General features: G+C 65.4%; 20 protein-coding genes. 15 read left to right on the plus strand and 5 right to left on the minus strand.

Annotated elements, in window-relative coordinates; genetic code table 11:
- Positions 1-16: 16 nt before the first annotated feature.
- A complete protein-coding gene (locus QTL98_RS00540; RefSeq protein ID WP_445680286.1) occupies positions 17-655 on the minus strand; it encodes a hypothetical protein in 639 nt (212 codons plus the stop codon).
- A gap of 538 nt (positions 656-1,193) precedes the next feature.
- On the opposite strand from QTL98_RS00540, the gene trpB reads away from it, so the two are divergent.
- From trpB to accD, 4 genes are all read left to right on the plus strand, one after another.
- Positions 1,194-2,402, plus strand: coding sequence for a tryptophan synthase subunit beta (gene trpB, locus QTL98_RS00545; RefSeq protein ID WP_445680287.1), 1,209 nt, complete (start codon positions 1,194-1,196; stop codon positions 2,400-2,402).
- A complete protein-coding gene (gene trpA / locus QTL98_RS00550) occupies positions 2,399-3,250 on the plus strand; it encodes a tryptophan synthase subunit alpha (RefSeq protein WP_445680288.1) in 852 nt (283 codons plus the stop codon). The genes trpB and trpA overlap by 4 nt, the downstream gene beginning before the upstream one ends.
- Positions 3,243-4,214, plus strand: a complete 972-nt coding sequence (locus QTL98_RS00555) for a Gfo/Idh/MocA family protein (RefSeq protein WP_445680289.1) — start codon at positions 3,243-3,245, stop codon at positions 4,212-4,214. The genes trpA and QTL98_RS00555 overlap by 8 nt, the downstream gene beginning before the upstream one ends.
- Before the next feature lie 78 nt (positions 4,215-4,292).
- On the plus strand, positions 4,293-5,204 hold the full coding sequence (gene accD / locus QTL98_RS00560) for an acetyl-CoA carboxylase, carboxyltransferase subunit beta (protein WP_445680290.1): 912 nt from the start codon (positions 4,293-4,295) through the stop codon (positions 5,202-5,204).
- Between the two features lie 91 nt (positions 5,205-5,295).
- Here the strand turns inward: accD and QTL98_RS00565 are convergent, their stop codons facing one another.
- Positions 5,296-5,655 carry a hypothetical protein gene (locus QTL98_RS00565; protein WP_445680291.1) on the minus strand — a complete coding sequence of 120 codons (360 nt, stop codon included), beginning with the start codon at positions 5,653-5,655 and terminating at the stop codon, positions 5,296-5,298.
- Between the two features lie 198 nt (positions 5,656-5,853).
- Here QTL98_RS00565 and QTL98_RS00570 point away from each other — a divergent pair, with 198 nt between their 5' ends.
- The 8 genes from QTL98_RS00570 to addA all read left to right on the plus strand — a co-directional run bounded on the left by QTL98_RS00570 (position 5,854) and on the right by addA (position 19,569).
- Positions 5,854-7,185 carry a bifunctional folylpolyglutamate synthase/dihydrofolate synthase gene (locus tag QTL98_RS00570; RefSeq protein WP_445680292.1) on the plus strand — a complete coding sequence of 444 codons (1,332 nt, stop codon included), beginning with the start codon at positions 5,854-5,856 and terminating at the stop codon, positions 7,183-7,185.
- A gap of 61 nt (positions 7,186-7,246) precedes the next feature.
- Positions 7,247-9,079 carry an extracellular solute-binding protein gene (locus tag QTL98_RS00575; protein WP_445680293.1) on the plus strand — a complete coding sequence of 611 codons (1,833 nt, stop codon included), beginning with the start codon at positions 7,247-7,249 and terminating at the stop codon, positions 9,077-9,079.
- A gap of 60 nt (positions 9,080-9,139) precedes the next feature.
- Positions 9,140-10,558, plus strand: a complete 1,419-nt coding sequence (locus QTL98_RS00580; protein ID WP_445680294.1) for an MFS transporter — start codon at positions 9,140-9,142, stop codon at positions 10,556-10,558.
- 169 nt (positions 10,559-10,727) lie between these two features.
- Entirely contained in the window at positions 10,728-11,651 is a 924-nt protein-coding gene (locus QTL98_RS00585) for a sulfite exporter TauE/SafE family protein (protein WP_445680295.1), read from the plus strand.
- Positions 11,648-12,406 (plus strand): TIGR02186 family protein, encoded by a 759-nt coding sequence (locus QTL98_RS00590; protein ID WP_445680296.1) that lies wholly within the window; start codon positions 11,648-11,650, stop codon positions 12,404-12,406. Before QTL98_RS00585 ends, QTL98_RS00590 begins: the two co-directional genes overlap by 4 nt.
- Before the next feature lie 112 nt (positions 12,407-12,518).
- Positions 12,519-13,034 (plus strand): universal stress protein, encoded by a 516-nt coding sequence (locus QTL98_RS00595; RefSeq protein ID WP_445680297.1) that lies wholly within the window; start codon positions 12,519-12,521, stop codon positions 13,032-13,034.
- A complete protein-coding gene (addB, locus tag QTL98_RS00600) occupies positions 13,031-16,039 on the plus strand; it encodes a double-strand break repair protein AddB (RefSeq protein WP_445680298.1) in 3,009 nt (1,002 codons plus the stop codon). Before QTL98_RS00595 ends, addB begins: the two co-directional genes overlap by 4 nt.
- Entirely contained in the window at positions 16,036-19,569 is a 3,534-nt protein-coding gene (gene addA, locus QTL98_RS00605) for a double-strand break repair helicase AddA (RefSeq protein ID WP_445680299.1), read from the plus strand. Before addB ends, addA begins: the two co-directional genes overlap by 4 nt.
- A 15-nt stretch (positions 19,570-19,584) precedes the next feature.
- On the opposite strand, the gene QTL98_RS00610 is transcribed toward addA, so the two are convergent.
- Positions 19,585-20,739, minus strand: coding sequence for a polysaccharide deacetylase family protein (locus QTL98_RS00610; RefSeq protein ID WP_445680300.1), 1,155 nt, complete (start codon positions 20,737-20,739; stop codon positions 19,585-19,587).
- A 219-nt stretch (positions 20,740-20,958) separates the two neighbouring features.
- Complete coding sequence (ddpX, locus tag QTL98_RS00615; RefSeq protein ID WP_445680301.1) at positions 20,959-21,531, minus strand: D-alanyl-D-alanine dipeptidase; 573 nt, start codon at positions 21,529-21,531, stop codon at positions 20,959-20,961.
- A gap of 104 nt (positions 21,532-21,635) precedes the next feature.
- Here ddpX and tsaB point away from each other — a divergent pair, with 104 nt between their 5' ends.
- Entirely contained in the window at positions 21,636-22,343 is a 708-nt protein-coding gene (tsaB, locus tag QTL98_RS00620; RefSeq protein WP_445680302.1) for a tRNA (adenosine(37)-N6)-threonylcarbamoyltransferase complex dimerization subunit type 1 TsaB, read from the plus strand.
- The gene (rimI, locus tag QTL98_RS00625; RefSeq protein ID WP_445680303.1) at positions 22,340-22,786 is read left to right on the plus strand and encodes a ribosomal protein S18-alanine N-acetyltransferase; all 447 of its coding nucleotides are present in this window, start codon (positions 22,340-22,342) and stop codon (positions 22,784-22,786) included. Before tsaB ends, rimI begins: the two co-directional genes overlap by 4 nt.
- Here the strand turns inward: rimI and QTL98_RS00630 are convergent.
- Positions 22,783-23,049, minus strand: a complete 267-nt coding sequence (locus QTL98_RS00630) for a sulfurtransferase TusA family protein (RefSeq protein ID WP_445680304.1) — start codon at positions 23,047-23,049, stop codon at positions 22,783-22,785. The genes rimI and QTL98_RS00630 overlap by 4 nt on opposite strands.
- A gap of 100 nt (positions 23,050-23,149) precedes the next feature.
- On the opposite strand from QTL98_RS00630, the gene QTL98_RS00635 reads away from it, so the two are divergent.
- Positions 23,150-23,563: a Ros/MucR family transcriptional regulator gene (locus tag QTL98_RS00635; RefSeq protein ID WP_445680305.1), complete on the plus strand. Its 414-nt coding sequence runs from the start codon at positions 23,150-23,152 to the stop codon at positions 23,561-23,563.
- The last annotated feature ends 121 nt before the right edge of the window (positions 23,564-23,684 follow it).

Genomic DNA, 23,684 nt, shown 5'->3' on the forward strand with positions numbered 1-23,684 from the left:
GAGGCGGCGCCCGCCCCTAATGGAAGCTCTCGAGCAGTTTTCGCGCATCCAGCAGCTGGCCCATGCGCAGCTTGTCGCCCCAGGGGCGGTCGGGGTGCAGTGCCTGGGCAAGTTGCTTGAAGCGGCGGCGGATATCCGTGAGCTCCGGCCGCTCTCCCGGGGCAAAGCCCAGCACATAGAGGGCCTCCCCCTGATTGGAAACGCCGCTTGCCAGCGGCGGAAAGGCCACCAGGTCGAGCACCTGCCGCAGTTCGGCAACCTGCTCTTCCAGTGCGGCGATGCGTTTTTCCGGGGCCGGGACAGCGCCCGCGCGTAGATCCATGACCAGCGAGCGGCCAGCCAGCGACAGCGCCATGCCCAGCGCCTTGCGCAGGAAAACCACGTCATGATCGCCGGAAAGCCTGAGCTGCAGCCGGGGTTTGCGGCGCAGAACCCGCCCTTCCTGCGCCCCGGACTGCAAGGTTACCTCTTCGCGATCGCCCGGCGTCGGTTCCCCCGGATCAACCTCCGCTGCAATGCGCTCGCTGCCGACAGTCAGGATGACGGCCTTGATGAGATCGCCCGGTTGCGCCGATTTCTGCTCCGCCAGAGCCAGCACCGCATCACGAAACGCACTGGCGCAAGGAATGATATAGGGTTTGGTCTGAACCGGCATAAATCTCTCTATATCAATTACTTAATTGCAAATCGCCAGTGTCCGGAAGATCGGTTTTCCACCGCCCGGACCCGTATTGCCACCCTTTGGCACCAAAGCAACCCGCACTGTATCTTCAAATGCGGTTTCAAACCAGCCTATCCGAAACGGTTAGTTAATGACTTTTTATGAAAAGAACGGATGCATCTGTGTTTGAAAAAAATGCCATATTTTTTTAATGCTCATTAAATCAGCAATTCGGAAATTAAATTAGCTCTTTAGGTTTTTAATCTTTGGTGGAATTTGACGGGCTTGAAATTTGGTTAACGGGTGTTTTTTCCTGCGATCAGGCGATTCCGCTTTCGAGTCGATCCCCGCCGCGGCTCGGCTTCTCTCTATCCCAAAGGCTATATCCCGGCCTGGGCCCGCCCCAACGGGCGCCGACATGGCCTTGACCCTCCCCGTTCCGGCTGGGATAACGCGAAACCCTCGGGAAAACGGGCCGGCGCCAGCCGATAAAACCCGCAATCCCACCCATGCGGCAGCGGCGGCATTGACGATGAGCAAGCTCAACACCTATCGCAGCGGTCCCGACGAGCACGGGCATTTCGGCATCTATGGCGGCCGCTATGTGGCAGAAACGCTGATGCCGCTGATCCTGGAGCTTGAAGGCGCCTATCGTGCCGCCAAGGCCGACCCGGCCTTCCAGGCCGAGATGGACCATTTCCTCAAGCACTATGTCGGCCGGCCGAACCCGCTCTATTACGCCGAGCGGATGACGAAACACCTCGGCGGCGCCAAGATCTATTTCAAGCGCGAGGAGCTGAACCACACCGGCGCGCACAAGATCAACAACTGCCTCGGCCAGATGCTGCTTGCCCGCCGCATGGGCAAGACGCGCATCATCGCCGAGACCGGCGCCGGCCAGCATGGTGTGGCAACGGCCACCGTGTGCGCCCGCTTCAACCTGCCCTGTACCGTCTATATGGGTGCGGTGGATGTGGAGCGGCAGAAGCCCAACGTTTTCCGCATGCGCCTGCTGGGCGCCAGCGTTACCCCGGTCACTTCCGGCGCGGCCACGCTCAAGGATGCGATGAACGAGGCGCTGCGTGACTGGGTCACCAACGTCGCGGACACTTTCTACATCATCGGCACCGCTGCCGGCCCGCATCCCTATCCGGAGCTGGTGCGTGACTTCCAGTCGGTGATCGGCAACGAGATCAAGAGCCAGATCATGGAGGCCGAAGGCCGCCAGCCCGATCTGCTGATTGCCTGCGTGGGCGGCGGCTCCAACGCCATCGGCATGTTCCACCCCTTCCTCGATGACCAGAATGTCGAGATCGTGGGTGTGGAAGCGGCCGGCGAAGGCCTCGACAAGCGCCACGCCGCCTCCATTGCCGGCGGCCGCCCGGGCGTGCTGCACGGCAACCGCACCTACCTGTTGCAGGATGGCGACGGCCAGATCGAGGAAGCGCACTCCATCTCCGCCGGCCTCGACTATCCGGGTATCGGGCCGGAGCATGCCTGGCTTGCCGATACCAAGCGCGTTGAATATGCGCCAATTACCGACCAGGAAGCGCTCGACGCCTTCAAGCTGTGCAGCGAACTGGAAGGCATCATTCCGGCCCTGGAATCTTCCCATGCCATCGCCGAGCTGCTGAAGCGCGCGCCGAAGATGGGCAAGGATCAGATCGTGGTCGTCAATATTAGCGGACGTGGCGACAAGGACATCTTCACTGTCGCCAAGGCGCTGGGGGTCGAAATATGAGCGCTGACAATATCGCTGGCGGTGAAGCCCGCATCCGTGCCCGCTTTGACGCGCTGAAGCGCGAGGGCCGCTCCGGCCTCGTCACCTATCTGATGGCCGGCGACCCCGATTACGAAACCTCGCTTGCCCTGCTCAAGGGCCTGCCCGGTGCCGGCGCCGACATCATCGAATGGGGCCTGCCCTTTACCGATCCGATGGCCGACGGCCCCTCCATCCAGGCTGCCGGCCTGCGCGCCCTTGCCGGCGGGCAGACACTGGCCAAGACAATCCAGCAGGTGCGCGCCTTCCGTGAAGGCGATGTAACGACCCCGATCATCCTGATGGGTTACTACAATCCCATCTACAGCTATGGGGTCGACCGCTTCCTCGCCGATGCGCGCGCCGCCGGCATCGACGGGCTCATCATCGTCGACCTGCCGCCGGAAGAAGATGACGAGCTGTGCAAGCCCGCGCTTGCCGCCGGGCTCAGCTTCATCCGCCTCGCCACCCCGACGACGGATGACCAGCGTCTGCCCAAGGTGCTGACCAATACCTCCGGCTTCGTCTACTACGTCTCCATCACCGGCATTACCGGCGCCGGCTCGGCGCAGGCGACCGACATTGATGCCGCCGTCGCCCGCCTCAAGAGCCATACCGATCTGCCGGTCGCTGTTGGTTTCGGCATCAAGACGGCCGCTCAGGCCGGCGACGTCGCCCGCTCGGCGGATGCCGCCGTCGTCGGCTCGGCGCTGGTGGCCAGGGTTGCCGGCGGGCTCGATGATGCGGGCAAGCCGAAGGCCGGTCTCGTCGACGGCGTGCTTGGCGCCGTGGCGGAGCTTGCCGGCGGCGTACGCAAAGCGCGTGGCTGAGCGGCGCCTCAGCGCCGTTATTGCCGGCTGCGCCCATATTCATGTGCGCGACTTTACGGCCGTGCTGCTGGACCATCCGGCAGCGCGGCCGATTGCTGTCTGGGACGACGACCCCGCCCTCGCCGCGCCCTGGGCGGAGAGGCTGGGCCTCCCTGTCACAACCGACCTTGCGGCCCTGCCAGCCGCCGACCTCTGGGTAATCGCCAGCGACACGCGCTCGCATGAAAGGCTGGTGGAGGCCGCAATCGGCAGGGCCGGTGCCCTCTTTTTCGAAAAGCCGCTGGGGATCGGCGCCGAAGGCGGTGCCCGGCTGGCCGCGCGGCTTCAGGCAAGCGGCCTGCCGGTGGCGATGGACTATTTCTTCCGCGCCGTGCCGGCAGTGCAGCAGCTCCGGCGCTGGAGCGAGGACGGCACGCTCGGGCGGCTGCGACATGTCACCTTCTGTTACCAGCATCCCGGCCTGCTGGAAGGCGGGCTCAAGGCATGGCCTGCCCTGCTGGACCGTGCCCGCATGGGCCATGGCGGTTTTGGCGACCTTGCCGTGCATCTGATCGACCTTGCCGGCTGGATCGGCGGCCCGCTGGAGCCGCTGGCCTGCGCGCTTGAGGGTGATGGTGCCGGTTCGGATTGCCAGGGCAGTGCCCTGCTGCGTGTGGTGGGCGGCCCCCATGCCGGCGCGCTGGTTACCCTGAGGGCCGGCACCGTGCTGCGCGGACCGCGCATTGACCTGCGTCTTGACGGGGAGGCCGGCAGTGCCCAGCTCAGGGAAGGAGAGCTCTGGCTGCATGAGGCGGGAAAGGCATCCCGGCAGGTAGCGTCCGGTATCGAGGCGCGCTGCCCCGCAGGACTCAGCGCCTGGCTCCATCAACTGGCAGGCCACCAAGCCGCGACACTGGCCGGTCCGGCCGACGCGGCACGGGTCGATAACCTCCTGGAAAACCTGCATCGCCTCGCCGGGTTTTGACATCCGGCGACAAGATGGTAGGAAAGGCCCCTTGATGCCCCGGTTACGGGTGCACTGAAAAGGAATTCGAGCCACCTCATGAACTGGCTGACTAACTTTGTGCGTCCGCGCATCAGCGCGTGGGTGAAGAAAGATGTGCCGCAGAACCTGTGGGTAAAGTGCCCCGGCTGCGAGGCCCAGATCCATCACCGCGAACTGGAAGAGAATCTCCAGGTTTGCCCGCATTGCGGCCATCACATGCGCATCGATGCCGCCAAGCGTCTGGCGCTGATGTTCGATGAGGGCCGCTATGACGAGGTGGAACTGCCGGACGTCCCGCAGGACCCGCTGAAGTTCCGCGACCTCAAGCGCTATTCCGACCGCCTGAAGGCCGCGCAGGCCTCCAGCGGCCGCAAGGACGCAATGATCGTGGCACGCGGTACCATCAAGGGCACCCACGCCATTGTTGCCGCCTTCGATTTCAGTTTCATGGGCGGTTCCATGGGCACCGCCGTTGGCGAAGCGCTGGTGACGGCGGCCAAGCTGGCCGTGATGCAGGAATGCCCGCTCGTGGTCGTGCCGGCCTCCGGCGGCGCGCGCATGCAGGAGAGCATCCTCTCCCTCATGCAGATGCCGCGCACCACGATTGCCGTGGAAATGGTCAAGGACAAGCGTCTGCCCTACATCGTGGTGCTGACCGACCCGACCACTGGCGGCGTGACCGCCAGCTTCGCCATGCTGGGCGATATCCACATCGCCGAGTCCGGTGCCATGATCGGCTTTGCCGGCGCCCGCGTGATCGAGGAAACCATCCGCGAGAAGCTGCCGGAAGGCTTCCAGCGCGCCGAATATCTGCGCGAACATGGCATGGTCGATATCGTGACCACCCGCCACGAACTGCCGACGGTGCTCGGCCGCCTGCTCGACCTGCTGATGCGCCAGCGCCCGCCGGCCGAAGTGGTGCAGCTCAGCACCGACAAGGCGGCCCGCAAGGCAAAGCCGGCCGGCTGATCCGACGATCAAAAGGCATGCAAAACAAAAGGGCCGGGAAATTTCCCGGCCCTTTTTGATTTTTGCCCTGGTCCTTTTCCGGACCGGAAGGTCAGACGATCCGCAGCAGCGCGATGGCAAGACCGGCGCCCAGCAGCGCGGCGCCGCAGACAAGGCCGACAAGGCGCATGCGGCGGGACAGGCCACGATTCTGCGGGCGTGCAATGCGGGCACGCGGCACCGGCAGTTCCATACCATCCTTGTACCAGGCCAGCAGGCTGCGGCTTTCGCGCAGAGTCGCATCGCTGGTTGCAACGCCGATGGTCATGCCAAGGCCGCTGCGCAACCGCGCCTCGATCTTGGCGATCTCGAAATTGGAGAAGCCGCGCACCGGCACAAAAACGCCGTCACGTGCCTCACACACATAGTATGGCAGGCCGGTTACAATGGAGGCGGTATCGGGGTGCTGCATCTTGGCTAAACTCCGGGCCGGCTATCCAGCCCACTGTCATGTCGCTTCCATAATCGACCCATATGCCTGTTCCTGCCAAGGTTCCAAAGGGTCAGGCTGACCTCCACTTGCGGCTAGAGGTATGGCCGCTATAAGGGGCCTCCTGCACCGCATGGCGCGCAGAGCGATATCGCCGTTTCATCGGATTTTGAACAGTTCATGACAATCACTGCCCATCTGGAGCGCATCCGCGCCACCTATGACCGGCGAATCGATCTGCATCTCGACCGCCTGCTGCGTTTGCTGGAAGAACTTGGCGCGCCCCACCGCACCACGCCACCGGTGATCCACATTGCCGGCACCAACGGCAAGGGGTCGACCCAGGCGATCCTGAAGGCTCTGCTGGAAGAACAGGGCAAGCGCGTACACGCTTTCACCTCCCCGCCGATCACCGGCTGGGCGGACTGCATCACGCTCGCCGGCAGCATCATCGACGAGGAAGAACTGGCTGCCCTTGCCGATGAGGTGGAAGCGGTCAATGCCGGGCGTCCGCTGACGGAATACGAGTTCCTGACCGCCTGCGCCTTTCTGGCCTTCTCCCGCGTGCCGGCCGATGTGCTGCTTCTGGAAGTGTGCATGGGCGGGCGCGGCGACTGCACCAACATCATCGAAAACCCCGCCGCCTGCGTCATCACCCCCATCGGACATGACCACCAGGCCTTTCTCGGCTCCACCCTTGCCGAGATCGCCCATCACAAGGCCGGCATCTTCAAGGACGGCGCCGCGCTCATCGTCTCCTCCGGCCAGGCGGCCGAGGCCCTCGACGTCCTGCGTGCCGAGGCCGGTCTTTTCGGCGCCTCGGCCCTCGTGGGCGGTGAAGACTACGCCTGGCATATCCGCGTGGACGGGCGCTGGAGCTTCCAGTTCGCCGGGCTTGCACTCGAGCTGCCGCCACCGGCGCTCGCCGGCCGGCACCAGTACCTGAACGCGGCAACCGCCCTTGCAACCCTCGCCGCGCTGGAGAGCCGGGGCCACACCGGCCTTGGCCTGCCGGACCAGGCGGGCATTGGCCGTGCTCTCGCCGCGGTGCGCTGGCCGGGACGGTTGCAACGCTTCCTCCACGTCCCCGGCCTGCCGGCGGACTGGGAACTCTGGCTTGACGGTGCCCATAACCCGGAAGCGCTGGAAGTTCTGGCCGCCCATGCCGATGCCGAATGGGCGGACCGTCCGCTCCATGTCATCGCCGGCCTCAGCCGCGACCGCGACCCCTCGCTGCTGGGCGGGCTGGTCCGGCAGACCTCCAGCCTGACTTTCGTCGATTTCCCTGCCCCGGTGCCGATCCGCGCGGCTTGCGATCTCGCCGCCCTCTCCGGTGCCCGGGCAGCCGTTTCCTTTGAAGCCGCGCTTGAGGCCCTTGTGGCCAGCGAGGCCGGCAAGGGCCCGGTGCGCGTGCTGGTCAGCGGCTCGCTCTATCTGGTGGGCGAAGCGCTGCGGCGGCTGGCTGCCCGCACGCCGCAACCGGCAGAGATGGCAAGGGGACTTGTCGCCTGAAGCCGGGCCGACCACACTGCCGGCCTTGAGGAAATAAAGAATAAGGGGAGTGGGCCTCGTAATGCCGGTCAACCGCAGAAAATTCGCCCTCGGCGCCGCTTTCAGCCTTCTGCTGGTCCCGGCACTTTTTGCGGCGAAACCGGTCGCGGCGCAGACGACCGGCCCCAATGGCGGCATGGTCTCCTACGGCATCGCCATGCATGACGACCTTGCCATGCCAGCGGACTTCACCCACTTCCCGCAGGTCAATCCGGACGCACCGCGGGATGGTACGGTGCGGTACGGCGTGGTTGGCAGCTTCGATTCGCTGAACCCCTTTACCGTGCGCGGCAATCTGGCAGGCGGCGCGGTTACCCAGTTCGACACCCTGATGGCGCGCAACTGGAACGAGCCCTATTCGCTCTACTGCCTCGTCTGCGAAACCGTCGAAGTGCCGGCAGATCGCAGCTGGATCGCCTTTACCATCCGCAAGGAAGCCCGCTTCCAGGACGGCACACCGGTCACCGTTGATGACGTCATCTGGTCGTTCGAAATCCAGCGCGACAATGGCACGCCCGGCAAACGTGCCGCCTATGGCCGCGTGGCAGAGGTCACCCGCTTCGGCGACAATGGCATCAAGTTTACCTTCCAGCCCGGCGTCAGCCGCGAGCAGGCCCTGCTGATGGGCGGGCTGCCCATCCTGCCCCGCCATGCGTGGGAGGCCCTGCCCTTTGAGGAAACCTACCTGGCGCCGCGCACCGGCTCCGGCCCCTACAAGGTCAAGTCTCTGGAAGCAGGGCGCTATGTCGAATATGAGCGGGTAGAGGATTACTGGGCCCGCGACCTGCCGGTCATGCGCGGCTACAACAACTTCAAGACCATCCGCTACGATTATTACAGAGACGCAACGGTCTCGCTCGAGGCTTTCCTTGCCGGCTCTTATGATTATCGCCGCGAGGTGGACGAGGACCGCTGGGCCAGCCAGTATAATGTGCCGTCCGTCACCTCCGGCCAGATCGTGCTGGAGGAATTTCCCTACGCACATCCTGCCTGGATGAAGGGCTTTTTCCTCAACCAGCGGCGCGATCTCTTCAAGGATATCCGGGTGCGGCAGGCGCTCGATCTTGCCTTCGATTTCGAGTTCATGAACCGCAGCTATTTCCACGGCGCGCAAAAACGCCTCGACAGCTGGTTTGCCGCCTCCGACCTCGCGGCCAGCGGCAGCCCGAGCGAGGGTGAACTGGCGCTGACGACCCCGTGGAAGGCTGATCTGCCGGAAGCCGCCTTCGGCCCGATGATCGAGCAGCCTAAAACCGATGGCAGCGGCCCGCGCGGCCAGCGCCTCAATCTGCGCGAAGCCGACAAGCTTCTGAGTGAGGCCGGCTGGACGGTCAAGGACGGGCGCCGGGTAAATGCCGAGGGCAAGCCCTTCAGCTTTGAGGTGCTTTATACCGACGGCGCCGATGAGCCGGTGATCCTGGAATGGGCCAATGCCCTGCGCCGCCTCGGCATCGAGCTGCGCCCGTACCGCGCGGACAGCAGCGTCTTTACCCAGCGCGTCAACGTGTTCGACTTCGACGTGCTGGTGAACCGCCTGCTCAACTCCCTCTCCCCCGGCACCGAGCAGCTTGACCGCTACCACGGCAGCGCCGCCGCCGATTCGCAGGGATCGCGTAACTGGGCTGGCCTCAAGAACCCGGCGGTGGATGCCATCGCCGGCTCTATCGCCAATGCCCGCACCCGCGGCGATCTTGTCACCGCCACCCACGCGCTCGACCGCATCCTGATGAGTGAGTGGCTGGTGGTGCCCTGGGGTTATGTGCCGACGGACCGTGTCGCCCACGTCAAACGACTGCACTCCACCGGAACCGCCTCCATCTACGGCATTGAAGACAATGCCTGGTGGAGCGAATAACCCGGCCCGATTGACCGGCCGATAAACCGGGCTCCCCGGCGGGAAGAAGCAGGAAGCACGATGCAGGATTTCGAGCACACGGCCAGCACGGGCTGGAAAGAGGCCTTTACCGGCCGCACCGGCCTTTACACGCTGGTGCTGGATGGCGGCACTGCCATCCATGCCGTCAGCCTGTTTCTGGTTTCCGCCGCCTTGCCCAGCGTGGTGGCGGATATCGGCGGCATCGCGCTTTATTCCTGGACCAGCCTGCTGTTCGTCGTTTCCTCCATCGTCGGCGCATCTTCGGCCGGCCTGCTGAAGCAGCGGGCGGGCAGCCGCAACGCCTACTGTCTTGCCGCCCTGGTCATGCTCAGCGGCACGCTCACCTGCGCCCTGTCACCCAACATGGCAGTGTTCCTGACCGGGCGCTTTTTCCAGGGGCTTGGCGGCGGCGCGATCGGGGCCTTGGCCTATGCGCTGCTGCGCACATTGTTTCCGCCGCGCCTGTGGCCGCACCAGATGGCGCTGCTTTCCGCCGTCTGGGGTGCTGCGGCACTGGTAGGGCCGGCTTTCGGCGGCGGCTTTGCCGACCTGTGGAGCTGGCGCGGCGCCTTCCTGACCGAAGTGGCCGCGACCCTCCTTTTTCTGGCCCTTGCCAGCCGGCTCCTGCCATCGGGTGATGGCGAACCGGGCACCGGACGCCTGCCCTGGCGCAGGTTGCTGCTGCTTAGCCTTGCCATTCTCGTCTGTGGCCTCAGCGCCAACATGCCCTCGCTGCCGACGGCAATCGCCTGCGTGGCCGCCGCCATCCTCCTGCTCGCCCTAACCCTGCGCCGCGACGGACAAAGTGCAGGCAGCCGGCTGTTTCCCACCGGCGCACTGTCTCCCATGAGCGCCGTCGGCAGCGGCAACTGCATCGTGCTGCTGATGTCGATGGCCACGGCCATCAACAATCTCTACACGCCGCTGATGGTGGAGACGCTCTATGGCGTTCCGGCTGTGGTCGGCGGTTACATCACCGCCCTGCAGGCACTCGGCTGGACCGTCGTTGCGCTGCTGATTACCCGCGCCTCTCCGCGCGGCGTCCGTCTGTTGCTGGCCATCGGCCCGCCGGTAACGGCACTCAGCTCGCTTTCCATCGCCGGGCTACTTGTCTCCGGGCCGCTCTGGCTGCTGGCCGTCGCCATCGCCGGGAACGGCATCGGCATGGGGCTCTTCTTCTCCCATCTCACCAACATCACCCTGGCCGCGGCCCGGCCGGGGGAAGAATCGGTTACCGGGTCGGCCATCAAGGTCATGCAATTTCTGGGTGCTGCCTTTGGCGCCGCGATCTCCGGCCTGATTGCCAACGCCGCCGGCCTTGGCGAGGGCATTTCGGTGGCCTCGGCCAGCCATGTCGGCCCGCTGCTTTTTGGCGGCTTTGCCCTGGCTCCGGCGCTGGCTGCACTGCTGGCCTGGATCAAGATCTCCCGGCCAGCCGAGGTAGCGCCGCAGGAATAAACAATAATAGGCAGGAAAACCCGCCAATTTACTGTGGCAGGCTTTCCGCTCACCTGTGTAAGCTACGGATAGAAAATCTGTTTTCGTGATTTGGCGGGTCTGCCATCCCGCCCCCGGATGGCAGCGCGACTCACGATCCAACATCTCGTCGCGCCGGATACGCCCGCCCATGCAGATCTATCTGCCGATCGCCGAGATCTCCGTGAATGCCTTCTATCTTCTGCTGATGGGAGGGGGGGTCGGTTACCTGTCCGGGCTGCTCGGGGTCGGCGGCGGATTCCTGATGACGCCGCTGCTGATGTTCATCGGCATTCCACCGGCTGTTGCCGTGGGCACGCAGGCCAATCAGCTGATCGGTGCTTCAGTTGCCGGCGTGATGGTGCACTGGCGCCGCCGCAACGTTGATGTGCGCATGGCGCTGGTCATGCTCTGCGGCAGTTCGCTGGGGACCGTGATGGGCGTCGGCCTGTTCGCCCTCATGAAGCGGCTCGGTCATATCGACCTGCTGATCTCGCTCAGCTACTTCGTGCTGCTGGGCACGCTTGGCTCCCTGATGATGTGGGAAGCGCTGCGCTCGCTGCTACGCAGCCGCAAGGGCAGGCCGTCGCGCAACCGGCTGCATCACGCCGCCTGGGTACGGGCGTTGCCGCTCAAGATGCGCTTTCCCAAGAGCCTTCTCTATATCAGCGCCCTGCTGCCGGCCGGCATCGGCTTCGTCATCGGTTTGCTGGTAGCGGTCATGGGTGTGGGCGGCGGCTTTTTGCTGGTACCGGCAATGATCTATCTGCTCGGCATGCCGGCCAGCGTAGTCGCCGGCACCTCGCTGCTGCAGGTTATCTTCACCACCGCCATCGCAGCCTGGCTGCAAGCCGCCATCAACCAGACGGTGGACGGACTTCTCGCCCTGTTGCTGATGGCGGGCGGCGTCATCGGCGCGCAGCTCGGAACCCGTGCCGCCGGCGCCCTGCGCGGTGAACATGCCCGCATGCTGCTCGCCATCCTCATTCTGGGCGTTGCCCTGAAGCTGGGGCTCGATCTCGTACTGCCGCCGCACGATCCTTACAGTATCGAAACGCTGGAGCGACCGTCATGAGAGGGCTGCGCCCCCTGATGCTGGCCGGCCTCGCGGCGCTTGGCCTCAGCGCCTCCGGCCCCGCTGGAGCACAGGCGCTGATCGCAGACCTGACCGAGCATCTGATTGCCATCTCCACCGGCTTTACCGGCACCAGCGTGGTGCTGTTCGGTACGACCGAAGGCAAGGGCGATGTGGTGGTGACGGTGCAGGGGCCGCCGCAAGACACCGTCGTGCGCCGCAAGGAACAGGCTGGTGGCATCTGGCTCAATCGCGGCGAAGTTACCTTTAACGACGTGCCCTCCTATTACGCCGTCGCCGCCAGCGCTCCGCTCGAGCAGCTGATGTCTGAACGCTCGCTGGCCCGAAACGGGATCGGCATCGACAATCTGCGCTTTGCCGTTCCTCCCTCCGACAGCAAGCCGTCCCGGGAAGAGGTCGCGAATTTCCATGATGCGCTGGTGCGCAAGCGCCAGCAGCTCGGCCTCTATCCCGAACGAGGCGGTACGGTTCGCTTCGTGGGAGACAGGCTCTTCCGCACCACCATTTATTTTCCCGCCAACGTGCCGACCGGTCTTTATCAGGTGCAGGTCTATCTGATCTCCGACGGAGAGATCGTGAATGCGGAGACAACCCCGCTTTCCGTCGGCAAGACCGGCATGGGCGCCGAGATTTCAGAGTTCGCGCATTACCACGCCCTGATCTACGCCACGCTGGCCGTCATCGGCTCGGTCATCGCCGGCTGGGTGGCGACATTGCCCTTCCGCAAGGTATGATCCTGGCGCCCGTGAATGCCGGGCCGCTCGGACGAAGCCATTAACCCTATATAAAAAAACAAAATCTCCAGCGCCCTGCCGTCGAGCAGGGAACCCGGTAGGAGCCCACCTCATGCAGGACCCCCAACAGCAGCCAGCGGCAACCCAGCCGCCCGCCGCCCCGGCCCCCGGCCGGGAGCGCACCTTTCTGGTCGTTGTCGACAACAGCGAAGAAATGGCGATCGCCCTGCGATATGCCTGCCTGCGCGCCCGCCGCTCCGGCGGCCGTGTGGCGCTGCTCTATGTCACAGAACCGGCAGAACCCGGCCCGTGGATGGCGGTTGAGGAACTGGTGCGTGAAGAGCGCCGGCAGGAAGCCGAGCAGGTGCTCTCGCGCTGGGGCGAACTGGTGCAGGAGATCGTCGGCCGCATGCCCGTGGTCTACGTGCGCGAGGGCGAAAGCCTGACGGCCATCATGAAGCTGATCGAGGAAGAGCCGGGCATCTCCATCCTGGTGCTGGCAGCAGCCACTGGCGATTCGCCCGGGCCGCTGGTCTCGGCCTTGCCGCGCACCATCAGCCGGCTGCGTATCCCCGTCACCATCGTTCCGGGCTCGCTGAGCCAGGCCGATCTGGACGGGCTTACGTGACACCCGGACCGGACCAGCCGGCGGCGCAGGTTTTTACTGTCGCGCCAGGGCTTCCCTTTACCGATGTACTGGCCGCCGGTATCCGCGACCGCTGGGGCGACGCGCCGGAAGCGCTCGCCGCCCTGACGTTGCTGCTACCGACCCGCCGTGCCTGCCGTGCCCTGCGCGAAGCCTTTCTGCGGCAAGGCGACGGCGCCCCGCTGCTGCTGCCCCGCATGGTGCCGGTGGGTGAGCTGGATGCCGACGAACTGTCGCTGACCGGCGATGGCGAAATGGCGGATGACGGATCTCTGGTGCCCGCCATCAGCCCGCTGCGCCGGCAAATTCTGCTGACGGCCCTCATCGCCCGTGCCGGAGACGAGTTCGCAGCCGGCCCGGCGCAGGCGGCTGGCCTCGCTGGCGAGCTTGCCCGCTTGCTGGACGAGATTGGTACCGAAGGGCTGACGCCGGATGTGCTGACCGGCCTCTTGCCCAAGGAGCATGAATTCGCCGAGCACTGGCAACGCACGCTGCATTTCCTCGATGTCATCATCTCCGTCTGGCCCGCCATCCTCGCCGAGGAGGGCGTGCAGGACCCTGCCGCCTGGCGCAATGCCGTGCTGGAGGCCCAGACCGAACGCTGGCGCCAGACCCCGCCGGACGGGCCGGTGATCGCGGCCGGTATTACCGGCTCGGTTCCGGCCACAGCCGCCCTGCTTGCCGTCATCGCCCGCCTGCCGCAGGGACAGGTGGTGCTGCCCGGTCTTGACCGGGAGATGGATGAAGAAAGCTGGCAGGTGGCGGAAGAAAGCCACCCGCAGCACGATCTTCGGCGGACTCTGGAGCGGATCGGCATTCAGCGCGGGGCGGTTCAGGACTGGCAATCGAGCTGGCCGCTGGTACCGATGCCCTGGCGACAGGCCTTGTGGACGGAAGTGCTGCGCCCGGCGGCAACCACCGAAAGCTGGCGGGAGCTGGCCGGAAGCCCGCTCGCCACCAGCCTTGATACGGCGACCGACGGCTTGCGCTTTATCGAATGCGCCGATGCCCAGACTGAAGCCGGCGCCATCGCCCTTATCCTGCGCGAAGCGCTGGAGCGTCCGGCACAGACCGCCGCGCTCGTCACCCGTGACCGTACATTGGCCCGCCGCGTCGTCAGCCAGCTTGCCCGCTGGGGCCTTGATGTCGATGACAGTGCCGGCCAGCCGCTGGCAGAAACCCCGGCCGGGGCTTTCCTGACCCTGACGGCGGACATGGTGCTGGAGCGCTGCGCGCCGATTCCACTGCTGACGGCCCTCAAGCATCCTTTTGCCGCCTGCGGCCTTGCCCCGGACCGGTTTCGCCGCCGCCTGCGCCAGCTGGAGCGGCGCATCCTGCGCGGCCCCCGCCCGGCGCCGGGTATGGAAGGCCTGCTGGCCGCGCTGACGGCCACGACGACGCCGGGAGAGCATCAGGCGCAGGAAGAGGATCTTGCCCGATTTCTCTCTGACCTTGACCGGCGCATTGCCGGTTTCGCTGCCATCCTGACCGGCCCACCCATCCCGTTCGCCCACTTCCTGCGGGCCCATCTGGCTGCCGCCGAAGCGCTGGCCGCCAGTGATGCCGAACAGGGTCCCGACAGGCTCTGGCGCGGGCAGGACGGGCTTACTGCTGCCCGTTTCGCTGCCGAACTGATTGAAGCCGTCGCCGAGTTCCCTGCCATTTCCGGCGGCGAATACCCCGCCATGCTCGCCACCTTCATGGCCGGCATCTCGGTGCGTCAGCCCTTCGGCAAACATCCCCGGCTCTTTATCTGGGGGCCGATGGAAGCCCGTTTGCAGCAGGCGGACATCATGGTGCTTGGCGGCCTTAATGAGGGCAGCTGGCCGCCACTGGCAGCAGCCGATCCCTGGCTGTCGCGCACCATGCGCCGCCAGCTTGGCCTGCCATCGCCCGAAGCGCGGGTTGGCCGCGCCGCCCATGATTTTGTCGCCGCCGCCACTGGCCCGGCCATCTATCTTTCCCGCGCCCGCCGCGTCGATGGTGTGCCAACGGTACCGGCACGCTGGCTGCTGCGGCTCGATACGGTGCTGAAAGGGTTGGGCAGCAGTTTGTCGTCGCTTGCCGATCCACGCTGGCCGGCCTGGGCCGCCGCTATGGATACGCCGGAGATCGTGCGGCCCTGCCTGCCGCCAACACCGAAACCACCGGTATCGGCCCGTCCGCGCCGTCTGTCGGTCACGGAAATCGAAACCTGGCAACGCGACCCTTACGCCATTTATGCCCGCCGCATTCTGGGGCTGGCCGCGCTCGATGATATCGATGCTGATCCCGGTGCTGCCGAACGTGGCCAGTTCATCCACACCGCGCTTGATCTCTTTGTTCGCGAACATGGCGACAGCCTGCCGCCGGACGCGCTGGCAAAGCTCACCGCCATCGGGCGCGCCTGTTTTGGCGATGCGCTGGCCCGGCCGGAAGTGCGTGCCTTCTGGTGGCCGCGCTTCGAGGCCGTCGCCGCCTGGTTCCTCGCCACGGAGCAGGAGCGGCGGCAACATGCCCGCCCCCTCGCCACCGAGGTCAAGGGCAGCGTCACCCTCGCCGGCCCCGTTGGCCCCTTCGAGCTTTACGGGCGCGTCGACCGTATCGACCGGCACCGCGCGGACAGCAGCCTTGAGATCATCGATTACAAGACCGGTCAGCCGCCAACGGACGCAGCCGTGCGCACCGGGGCAGCACCCCAGCTTCCGCTGCTGGGCCTGATTGCCGAAATGGGCTCGTTTGAGGGTATAGCCGCCGGCAGTAAAGTCGGCGCCCTCGCCTACTGGCATCTTTCCGGCCGCGATCCGGCTGGCAAGGAGCAACCGGTAAAGGCAGAGATCGGCATGCTGATCGAAATGGCACGCGACGGCCTGCTCCGGCTGATCGCCGAGTTCGATCAGGAAGCCATGCCCTACCTCTCCCGCCCGAGGCCGGAGCATGCGCCGCGCTACTCCGATTATGAGCATCTAGCCCGTGTCGCTGAATGGAGCCTGACGGAAAGCCCATGAGTTCCGATGGCGAAATGATCCCCGTTGCGGACGCTGAAGCCCCCGGACTGCAAGCCTCTACCCAGCAGCGCCGGGCGGCCGATCCGGTCACTTCTGTCTGGGTGGGCGCCTCCGCGGGCACCGGCAAGACCAAGGTGCTGACCGACCGCGTTCTGCGCCTGCTGCTGGCCGGCACCCGGCCCGACCGCATCCTGTGCCTGACCTTTACCCGTGCCGCGGCGGCCGAAATGGCAAACCGTCTCGCCCAGCGGCTTGCCGACTGGTCGACCATGGCCGAGGCCGAACTGGAGCTGCAGCTGGCCGATCTGACCGGTGCCGGCCGCCCGGATGCTGCCGAACGGGATCGCGCCCGGCGGCTTTTTGCCGAAGTGCTGGATACGCCCGGCGGCCTCAACATCCAGACGCTGCACAGCTTTTGCCAGTCGCTGCTGCGCCGCTTCCCGGTGGAGGCCGGCATCGCCCCGCAATTCGGCCTCATGGAAACGCGCAGCGCCGAGGAGGCGATGGCCGGCGCCATCGCCGCCGTTCTGCATGAGGCCCGGCTTGAGCCCGATGGCGAGGTCGGCCACGCGCTGTCCCGCGTGACGGCACGGCTGGGCGAAGGCGAATTTGCCGAACTGCTGGCAGAGCTTGCCAGCGAGCGCGGCCGCTTCAACCGCATGCTGGAAGCCAATGGCGGGCTCAAGGGAGCGATCCGGGCAGCCGAAGAGGCTCTTGATGTTCCGCCCGGGACCGATATCGAAGCGCTGCTTCTGGCGGCCTGCAAGGATACGGCCTTTGACGGTCCGTCGCTGCGGCAGGCGATGAGTGCGCTGGAAGCCGGCGCCAAAACCGACAAGGACCGTGCTGCCTCGCTCGCCAACTGGCTTGCCGCCGACCCCGCCCGGCGCGCGGCCGGCATGGCCGGATATCGGGACATCTTCTTTACCGCCGCAGGCGAAAGACGCGCACGCCTTGCCACTGCCGGGGCCGTCAAAGCCTTCCCGGAGATCGAGGAGGTGCTGGTTCGGGAGATCGAGCGGCTGGAGCGGCTTGCCGAAACGGTGGCTGCCGCAGAGTGCGCCGCCGATACCGCTGCTCTTTTTACGCTCGCGGCACGCGCCCTCGACGGGTACGAGCAACACAAGCGCCGCAAGGCCCTGCTCGACTATGACGACCTTATTCTCGGCACCATTGCGCTTCTGGAACAATCCAGAATGGCGGCGTGGGTGCTCTACAAGCTTGACGGCGGCATCGACCACATCCTTGTCGATGAAGCCCAGGATACCAATCCCGACCAGTGGCGCGTCGTGCGGCTGATTGCCGAGGAATTCTTTACCGGCGAGAGCTCCGGAGAGCGGCCACGCACCCTGTTCGCCGTCGGTGACGAAAAACAGTCGATCTACAGTTTCCAGCGTGCCGACCCGGCCGAGTTCCGCCGCATGCGCGACCATTTCGCCCGCCGGATTGATGAGGCCGAGCAGAAATGGGACCGGATTACGCTGGAAGTTTCCTTCCGCTCGACCTCCGCCGTGCTGGCGGTGGTGGATGCACTCTTCAACGATGTCACCGCCCGCAATGGCGTGCTGGAAGACAACGAAACGGTGCGCCACCGGCCGTTCCGCTCCGGTCACGCCGGGCTTGTCGAGCTATGGCCTCCTGTCGAGCCGCAGGAGAGTGACGCCAGCGACCTGTGGCAGCCGGCCCTTTCCGTCGAGCATCGGGTGCAGCCGGCGGCCCAGCTGGCCGGCGCCATTGCCGCGACGGCTGCAGACTGGCTGGCGCGCGGGGAAATCCTGCCGGCCCGGGGCCGGCCGATCGCTGCAGGCGATATCATGGTGCTGGTGCGCCGTCGCAACAGCTTTGTCGAAGCTCTGGTGCGCGCCTTCAAGGAGCGCGGCGTGCCGGTAGCCGGTGCCGACCGGCTATCGCTTTCCGCCTCGCTGGCGGTGCAGGACCTGCTGGCGCTTGCCCGCTTCCTGCTGCTGCCGGATGACGATCTGACCCTCGCCGCGCTGCTCAAGAGCCCCCTTGTCGGGCTCAGCGAAGAGGCGCTTTTCGACATCGCTTATGATCGCCTGCAGCGGCATGGCCGGACTGGCCTGTGGGCCGCGCTGCAAAAGCGCGCGGCCGAGGAGGCGGCGCTGGCGCCCGCCGCTGACTGGCTGCTCGACCTTATCGGCCGGGCTGACTTCTCGACACCGTTCGAACTTTTTGCCCGCATCCTGAGTGCGCCGTGCCCGGGTGACAGCATCAGCGGCCGCCGGGCGATGCTGGGCCGCCTCGGCGCCGAGGCGGAAGAGCCGCTCGATGAATTCCTGGCCCAGGCGCTCGCCTTCGAGCGCACGCACCCTCCGGCCCTGCAAACCTTCGTGCACTGGATGGAAACCGGCGACACCGAGCTGAAGCGCGAGCAGGAAGGCGCCGGCAGCGGCATGGTCCGCATCATGACCGTGCATGGTTCCAAGGGGCTTCAGGCCCCCATTGTCTTCATGCCCGACACGCTCTCTACACCGCTCAACGGCAAGCAGCGCCTGTTCTGGCCACATGGGGAAGGCGACCCGAGGGTCCCGCTCTGGGTTGCCCGCTCCTCCGGCCACAGCAAGGTGACGCGGCGGCTGCGCCAGGATCATGACCTGCGCCAGCAGCAGGAGTATCGCCGGCTGCTTTATGTGGCGATGACGCGCGCGGAAGACCGGCTTTATGTCTGCGGTTATGCCACGAACCGCACTGCGCCCGCCGATTGCTGGCACACACTGGTCAAAGACTGCCTTGAGAAGCTGGTAACAGGCGAAGCCGCTTCACGGGGTGAGCTTCCGCCAGCGGCGCTTGCGGCCATCCCGGGCTGGAGCGGCGAGATACTGCGCGTAAGCCACCCGCAAAGCCGGACGGCCTCGGCCAGCCAGCGGGAGGAAGAGGCGGCTGCGCCGGTGCCGCCGGCACCGGCGTGGCTAACCCGCCCGCCGCTGCAGGAACTCTCGCCGCCCAAACCGCTCGCCCCGTCAAAGCCGGATGAAGAAGAACCCGCCGCCCGGTCGCCGCTGGAAGGCAGTGACGGTTATCGTTTCCAGCGCGGCACGCTCATCCACCGCCTGCTGCAAACACTCCCGGACCTGCCCCAGGCCCGCCGGGGTGCGGCAGCAGCCGCCTATCTGGCACGCCCCGTTCACCGCCTCTCTGCCGCCGAACAGGAGCAGATGGTAGCGGAGACGCTGGCGGTGCTGGCCGATCCGGTCTTCGGCCCCATCTTCGGCCCCGGCAGCCGGGCGGAAGTACCGCTGACCGGTGTTGTCGGCCACCGGGTGATCTCCGGCCAGATCGACCGGTTGCTGGTCAGCGACGATCAGGTCCTGATCGTCGACTTCAAGACCAACCGCCCCCCGCCCCGCGAGGTCAGCGGTGTAGCCGGCGAATATCTGCGCCAGCTGGGCGTTTATCGCACGCTGGTAAGCCGCATCTATCCCGGCAAGCCGGTGCGCTGCGCCCTGTTATGGACGGACGGGCCCTTCCTGATGGAAGTGCCGGCCGGGCTGATGCCGGAAGGGCTGTAGCACCGGGCCCGCTGCTTAGGGCGTCATCAGCATGCCGACGTCGGTCGGCCCGGCGATGAAGAACTGCCGTCCGAACCAGCGCCAGCGCCCGTCATCGGTGGGCATGGTGCAGTTGATACGCGCCTGCCCCGGCGGAAACGGTTCCGCCAGCCTGATCTCGACGCGGGTATCCCCAAGCCAGTTCAGCTCGGTGCGCCCCTGACCGGAGGCGAAACAGGCCAGTTGCTCCACGCCGGAGAGAGCGTCCGGCAAGGTGAAGCCGATATTGGGCGGATTCTCCGCCACCAGCACCGGGTCACGCGGCGTTACATCGCTGACAGGGAGCGGCAACGCTTCGGCCGCGAGGCGGAAACGATCAATGCCGGCGAAATTGCCGCTGAGCGGAAAACGCGGCAGCGCGAAAAGATCGTCGCCGGCAAAAGCGACGCTGGACTGCCGGCCGAAGGCGGCGGTGAGGCCGCGGCTACGGACAAGATCGCGCAACGCCAGCGAATATTCGCCGAAGGGATACGCAAAGAGCTGCGGGTCGCTGCCGAATTCCTCGTGATACCGCCGAATGGCGTCGTCCAGATCGGCCTGCATGCGGTCAAGCGAGGTATGGGCAAGATCGTTGACGCTGATGGTCTGCAGCCCGATGACCGCGCCGCGCGCCTTGAGAGCCCGCAACTCGTCCCAGTTCATCACCTGCTCGCCGCCGGCATCGACGAGAGCGGGCGGTACAAAGACGGCATAAGGAAAACCGGCGGCCTCGAGCCGCGGTACGGCAAGCTGCATCGAGGCGCGGTGCGCAAGATCGAAGGTCAATACCACCGTGCGGTCCGGCAGCGGCATGCCGTCGCGCAGGGCCGTGACCACATCATCCAGCCGGGCGACATTATAATTGCCGGCCTTCAGTTCCTGCAGATGTTCCTCGAACTGGTCGAGCGTAACGGAAAGTTCCGGCCGCGCATCGTCACCAACCCGCACATAGGCAAAAACCACGGCGTGGCTCGCCTGCGCATCGTCAAGCACGGATGCCCGCGCACTACCCATCCCCGCCAGCGCCATGCCCGGCACCATCAGCGCCGCCCACATCAGGGCGCGCAGACGGGCAAAACGGCGACGGTGCCTCGGCCGACGGGAATATGTCGGCCAGGCGCGTTCAGCGCGCAGGGGCAGGGGCGATGTCATCGTCAGTCGGCGCTTTCCTTCCGGCACGCAGATCCGGAACTGTAGCTGGAGGCGGTGCCTTCTGGCCGTTATGCCGCTTCCCGTGGCCCGATTTCTAACGTGCCGGCGTCCTCGGGCCAAGGGGAACAGGGGGGGCTACGACCACAGCGGTGATCATATTGTTGCGAGCACGCCACAACATTATGCCCTTCCCGCGCCGCCAGCAGCGATCTGGTCCGGTTATACTGCCCTCTCAGGCACAAGATTGGTAGCCGCGGCGCTGTCACTGAGCGGTGGATAACGACCGGCATCGGGCAGCTGGTAGTGCCACCACTCGCTGGCAAGGGCACAGAAGCCGCTGGCAGCCATTATGCCGGCCAGCAGCGCCCGGTTACGCTCGGCCTCCGGTGCCAGCCCGGTTGCGCCATGGCCGGCACGGGCGGAAAAATCATCGAACGCCGTGCCCATGTCGAGCGGCTCACCGCTGAGCGCGTGTTCCAGCGTCAGATCGACGGCCACACCGCGCGCATGGGCCGACCCTCCATTGCGCGGGTCGGCGACAAAGGCAGGGTCCGGGCAAAACTCCCACAGCAACCATTGTACTTCTACCGGCCGGAACAGATCGAGCAGACGCAGGCGATAACCGAGGCGCAGCGCCATCTGCGCCGCCCGGCCGAGCGCCGTTGCGGCCTCGATGTGGAGATAACCGGCCTGACGGCGATAAAGCGGCCGGCCGGTTACATTGGCCGCACTGGCATAAACAAGATCGAGCGTTACCCCCAGGACCTCAGGCTTGATCTCGACCAGACTCATCCAGGGTGTTACTCCCAGCATTGCGGCCAGACGGCAGACGGCGGTATCCGGTACCCCCTCACCTGCGCCGCAGGAATTTTCAGGACAGGGAAACCCTATACGGCATGAGCGTGCTCGTCATCGACACTTCCGGCGAGACCTGCGCCGCGGCATTGGCCAGCGACATCGCTGCCGGCGCCGGCGCGAGAATTCTGGCTGCCGAGACCCTGCCGCTAAAGCGGGGCCATGCCGAAGCGCTCATGCCGCAAATCGAGCGTGTGCTCGCTGCAGCCGGCGGTATCGCCGGCGCCGGGCTGGAAGCGATTGCCGTCGTCGCCGGGCCCGGCAGCTTTACCGGCCTCAGGGTCGGGCTGGCCGCTGCACAGGGGCTGGGCCTTGCCCTTTCCATCCCGGTTATCGGCCTCAATGCCTTCGACATCGTTCGCGAAATGCTCTCGGGCATAACTAGCGCCCATCCCTTGCTGATCGCGCTTGATTCACGCCGCGAGGAACCGTTCTTCCAGGCCTTTGATGCCGCCGGAGGGACCCTGACGGAGCCGCTTGCCCTGCCGGTTGCAGCGATGGTGGCCCGGCTTCCCGCAGGCCCGCTTTACCTTGCCGGCAGTGCCGCCGCCGCCGTGAGAGCTGCCGTGCCGGACCGAAACTGGCTGGAAGCACGAGTGGCGGCCACGCTCGATATTTCCGTTGCCGCGCGCGTCGCCTGCGCACAGCTTCTAGGCGGACATACCTTGCCGCCGCAGCCGCTTTATCTGCGCGCTCCGGATGTCACTATGCCGCAGGCCGCACCAGCTGCCGCAAGAGGTCAGGGGTGAGCCTTTCGCTCCGCCGGGCTGGCCGGGCAGATGCCGGCACGCTCGCCCGGATCTATTCCGGCTGTTTCGAACACGGCTGGAGTGAGACTGAATTTTCCGACCTTCTTGCCCTTTCTACTTCCGTTGGTCTTGTCGCCGCGTCGGAAGGACAGGAAATCGGCTTCATTCTCCTCAGCGAAGTCGCCGGCGAAGCGGAAATAGTGACCCTCGGCGTCATGACTGCAGCGCGCCGTCGAGGCGCCGGCCGCCTGTTACTGGAGGCGGCAATGGCGCAATTGCGCGAAGGCAATGTCACCCGACTGTTTCTGGAAGTGGCCGCCGACAACCCGGCAGCGATCGCGCTTTACGATCAGGCCGGTTTCCTTCAAGTCGGCCGGCGCAAATCCTATTATGAGCGATCCGGCGGCCGTGTTGATGCTCTCGTACTGGCCCGTGACCTTTAACTAAAATTGTCCTTTTTTTGGACAACAAGGCGCCATATGGCTTCTTCATCCGCACGTTCATCGAGTTTTTCAATCGAAACAACCTGATGGCCGAGTTCAGCCACTGATGCCGGAACATTTGTTAACGGCTCTTCTCCTTTGAGAAGAACTTCACAGACGCTCCCGGCAGGCATCCGCTCTATAAGCAACTTCGTACGAACAAAGGTCATCGGGCAAATTTCAGCCGTAATATCGAGAAAATAGGCGTTTTTGTCGTTAGTCATTCCGGCAAATCCTTGTCTTTTTTCCGAAGACTTACCAGATCATTGCCAAGGCCAATAAACTCATCTAATTTCCGGTCAGGAATTCACCAGGAGCAAGTAAATGAGCGAAGAGACCACGCAGAACGATCTGCTGGCGCTGACGACGGAGATTGTCGCTGCGCATGTGTCCAATAATACCGTGGGTATTGCCGATCTTCCGCTGCTGATCGAGCAGGTTCACACCACCCTGACCAATCTCGGCAAGGAACCGGTGCGCGAGCCCGAGCGCCTGCAGCCCGCCGTGCCGGTCAAGAAGTCTGTGACCCCGGAATACATCATCTGCCTCGAGGATGGCAAAAAGCTCAAGATGCTGAAGCGCCACCTCAAGACCGCCTACAACATGACCCCGGAAGAGTACCGGGAGCGTTGGGGCCTGCCGGCAGACTACCCGATGGTCGCTCCGAACTATGCCGAACAGCGCAGCAAACTGGCCAAGGAAATCGGCCTTGGTACCCGCGCGCGCAGCCGCGACTAAGCCAGATCACGGTGACAGGCTGAGGCCAACTTGCCGTTTCGGCACTTGACGAACCGGCGTTCCCTCACCTTCTATCTGACCGGCTTTTAAAAGGCCGCGAGGTTTCCATCACGGAACCTCG

Origin of the sequence: Radicibacter daui (assembly GCA_030657355.1) — a bacterium.
GTDB lineage: Bacteria > Pseudomonadota > Alphaproteobacteria > Radicibacterales > Radicibacteraceae > Radicibacter > Radicibacter daui.